The sequence below is a fragment of the Komagataeibacter kakiaceti JCM 25156 genome (assembly GCF_000613305.1).
The window spans coordinates 1-3,903 of sequence record NZ_BAIO01000207.1 but is presented as its reverse complement, the minus strand read 5'-3'; the positions used below and the strand labels follow the sequence as shown (position 1 = coordinate 3,903).

Below are 3,903 nucleotides of genomic sequence, written 5' to 3'. Positions count from 1 at the left end.
CCGCGCGGCAGGTCCGGCCGGATGAAGCGGTGCTCTCGCCACCCGAGGGAGAGGCGGAGGCATGGGCACAGGCCGCCTTCTGGCGGCGGATGGAGCGGTTTTTGCAGCCAGATGACGTGGTGGTGGCGGATAATGGGTCTTCCATGGTGGCCATGCTGCATGCCCGCCTGCCCGCGCAGTGCAGCCTGCTGGTCCAGCCGGTCTGGGCGGCGATCGGTTATTCACTGCCCGCCGCCCTTGGGGCCTGTCTGGCCACGCCCCGGCGGCGGCATGTCCTGTTTATCGGGGATGGATCATTCCAGATGACGGCGCAGGAACTCTCCACCCTGTTGCGGCATCGCTGCAATATCGTGGTGTTCCTGATCAATAATGGTGGCTACACCATCGAGCGGATGATCCTTGGCCCGCAGGCGGCGTATAACGACATTGCCAACTGGAATTACGCGGCCCTGCCTGCCGCGCTGGCAGGCGATCAGGCCCCGCTGTCCGTACGGGTGGACAGCGGCGAGGAGCTTGAGGCGGCCTGACGCGCGTGGCGGGGCATGAAGGGCTGGCCTTTGTGGAAATCCGCTTTGCACCGATGGACGCCCCGGCGGGAATGGCCGCGATGGGGCAGGCCGTGCGCCGCTATGATTATGGATTCGCTACCCCGGACGTGCCCTGAATGCCCATGCGGGCCAGCATATCGTTCACTTCCGGCCCTGAATGTGGAATGAGCTGTTTTTAGGCTGGACGGCGGCTTTGACACAGGCTATTGAAAATACGGATGTTTTTCTGGTGGATCGACGGACCGTCATCCGCATGCCGCCCACGGCCCCTGGCGCTTTGGGAAATGGCAGGGAAACAGGACTCACAAAAACGTGATGACGCTTGATTAATAATTGTGCATTTGCGCAAATTATAATCGTTTTCTCCGTCCCCCAAAATGCCGGTTTCGCATTCTGCCGTTTTTGTCGGCATTCCATCTCACTGTATAGAAATGAAGCCGGGCCCTGTTGGGGCATTGATTATTTAATTGCCACCCATTTCGTTGGTAAATTGTAATCAATTGGGAAGTATAGGGCCGTGGTCGAGGATTTTTATTGATAGTGTTTTTGTTCTGGTGTTGTGTCCGCTCATCAACTCAGCATTTGGGAAACAGAAACATGTCTATCGAAAACATCAGCACCATGATCGCCCACTCCGTGAACACCATGTCCTCGCTGACCATGGTCGCCTTCCTGCCCATGATCGCCGCCCTGATGATCGCCACGATCGTATCCGATCGCGCTGCCTGAGCCACGGGGTCTGTCCTGACATCCGTGCCGCCGGACTTCCCGCGCCTGTGTGGGAATGACCGGCGGGCAGCGGCGGGACAACCGGACGGAACGGACGCTGCGGCGTCTTTTTTTATGCGCGGAATACCGGGGCCGACCCGGCCCATGGCCCCCGGTAACGAATTGGCAGGCAAGTTCGATAAAACGTGAAGCGGGCGCGGGAAGAACCATTTTCCGGCACCCGGGGGCATATATTCACGATGCGGTGGACTCTATGGGCCTGACAGTCTTGTAGGCGGGCCAGCATGGGTGTATCGGCCAAAAATGTAACGGCGTACACAGGTGCGCCTTTTTTATTTTTGTCCAGAGCATACGCATGACAGATAGAAAGACCCACCACCGGAAAGGGGCGGCAGCACCTGTTCCCCATTCCGTCCATACCGGCCTGATCTTCTTTATTCTGGCGCTGGGGGCCTTTGCCATCGGCACGGCCGAATTCGCGGCCATGAGCCTCGTGCCCATGATTTCGGCGGGTATGCATGTCAGCGTGCCGCAGGCGGGCCATGCGATCGAGGCCTATGCCGCGGGCGTGTGCGTTGGCGCGCCATTGATCGCCATGCTGGGCGCGCGGCAGAGCCGTAAATACCTGCTGATCGGGATGATGCTGCTCTATGTGCTGGGCAATGGCCTGACCGCGCTGGCCCCCAATTACATCTGTCTCCTGCTGTGCCGGTTCATAAGCGGGCTGCCGCATGGCGCCTATTTCGGCACGGCGGGTATTGTCGCGTCCTCGCTCGTATCCGAAAAACGGCGCACGCAGGCCGTGGCAAGGGTCGTGCTGGGGCTGACCATCGCCACGATCGGCGGCGTGCCGATGGCGAACGGGCTGGGCCTTGTCATGGGCTGGCGCTGGGCGTTCGTGCTGATCGCGGGGCTGGCGCTGTGCACCATGGTGCTGATCGCGTGGTTCGTGCCCACCGATCCGCCGCGCCCCCATGCCAGCGCCATGACGGAAATACGCGCGCTGCGTAACCGGCAGGTCTGGCTGACGCTGGGCATCGGTGTTGTCGGTTTCGGGGGTATTTTCTGTGTCTATACCTATCTTGCCTCCATCTTGCAGGAAGTGACGCGGGCGCCGGCCTACATGACGCCCGTCATGCTGGCGGTGTTCGGCGTAGGCATGACCGTGGGCACCATGGCCTGCGCCTGGGCGGCTGACCGCAAGATGATGCCCACCATTGGCGGCACGCTGCTGGTCAATGCGGCGGCGCTGGCCGGTTTTCCCGGCTCGGTGCATTCCGTATGGGGCATGATGCCCATCGTGTTCATGATTGGCTGTGGCGGGGGGCTTGGCACCGTCATCCAGTCCCGGCTGCTCAGCGTGGCGGTGGATGCGCAGGCGCTCGCGGCGGCGCTGAACCAGAGCGCGTTCAACATGGCCAACGCGATCGGCCCCTGGCTGGGGGGCATGGCGATCAGCTATGGTCTGGGCTGGGAATCCGTGGGCTGGGTGGGCTCCTGCCTCGCCATGGGCGGGTTCATGATGTGGCTGCTGACACTGAGCGATATTCGCGCCGCCGCCCGCAGGCAGGCGGGCGGATAGGTGGCGGGGCAGGGCACTTGATGCGCCGTGCCATCCTTTCTATCGTGGCGCATGACAAGCGCACCGGCTGAAGGGCACGACCTGCCCCCCCTGTTACGTGACCTGTTCCCCACCCGGTGGGTGGCGGGGCGGGCGGGGGACGTCCTGCAACGGGTGCAGCATGTGCTGGATACCGAAATCGCCCCCACGGCGGCGCAGCGCGATCGGACCGGGGGCTACCCCCATCAGGCCATCGCCGCGCTGAAGCGGACCGGTGTTCTCGCCCTCGCCCTGCCGCGCGCATGGGGCGGGATGGGGATAAGCCAGGAACTTTCGCTCGAACTCATGCTGCGCATGGCCGTGGCCGACCCGGCCGTGGCCCAGATCTACAAGGTGCATGACGATCTGGTGCGTGAGATATTCGTCTACTCCCCGCCCGACCTGCGTGGCCCGCTGGCGCGGCGCATTGTGGATGAGCATGTCATACTGGGCATGGCGGTTGCCGAAAACGGGCGCACGGCGGACAGTTTCCTGCAAACGCTGGCCCGGCCCGACCCGGCGGGTGGGGGGTATCTTGTCTCCGGCCGCAAGATCTACGCAACCGGCGCGTCGGGGGCGGATCTGGTCGCCATTTCCTCCTTCAACCGGTACGGGCAAGCGAGAGCGGCAACCTGCGTGAGGGCGTGCGGATGGATCTGGTCCCGCGTGATGCGCCGGGCCTCGTCTTTCATCATGACTGGAACCGGATGGGCCAGCGCGCGACGGATTCAGGCACCGTGACGCTGGAGCATGTCAGGGTGGATGACCGGTGGAACGCCCTGTCCCCCGATACCGTTCTGCCCCTGCATGTCAGCCTGCGGTTTCAGGCCGGGTTCAGTGCGATCCTGACCGGCATCGGCATTGCCGTGCTGCGGGCGGTCTGTGCGTTCGTGCCCGCCCATGCCCGCCCATGGGGCGCGGCTGGCGTGGCGCGGGCCGATGAAGATCCCTATATCCGCCGCCAGTTGGGTGAGATCGGGACCGATCTGTTCGCCGCCTATTGCAGCGTCGATGCAGGCGGGGCGG

At 63.3% G+C, this 3,903-nt stretch carries 5 protein-coding genes and 1 pseudogene; all 6 read left to right on the top strand.

Features of this window, described 5'->3' with window-relative positions:
* Window positions 1–527: thiamine pyrophosphate-dependent enzyme (locus JCM25156_RS23525; protein ID WP_242402604.1), on the top strand; the 527-nt coding region annotated here is incomplete at its 5' end.
* A gap of 5 nt (window positions 528–532) precedes the next feature.
* On the top strand, window positions 533–664 hold the full coding sequence (locus tag JCM25156_RS32105) for a hypothetical protein (RefSeq protein WP_277909437.1): 132 nt from the start codon (window positions 533–535) through the stop codon (window positions 662–664).
* Between the two features lie 481 nt (window positions 665–1,145).
* A complete protein-coding gene (locus JCM25156_RS32100; protein ID WP_277909436.1) occupies window positions 1,146–1,277 on the top strand; it encodes a hypothetical protein in 132 nt (43 codons plus the stop codon).
* Window positions 1,278–1,632: 355 nt separating this feature from the next.
* Entirely contained in the window at window positions 1,633–2,859 is a 1,227-nt protein-coding gene (locus JCM25156_RS10705; protein ID WP_025813077.1) for an MFS transporter, read from the top strand.
* 51 nt (window positions 2,860–2,910) lie between these two features.
* Window positions 2,911–3,618 (top strand): acyl-CoA dehydrogenase family protein, encoded by a 708-nt coding sequence (locus tag JCM25156_RS23520; RefSeq protein WP_242402603.1) that lies wholly within the window; start codon window positions 2,911–2,913, stop codon window positions 3,616–3,618.
* A pseudogene (locus JCM25156_RS31080) lies at window positions 3,585–3,903 on the top strand (acyl-CoA dehydrogenase family protein); the annotation flags it as partial. The gene JCM25156_RS23520 and the pseudogene JCM25156_RS31080, both read left to right, overlap by 34 nt.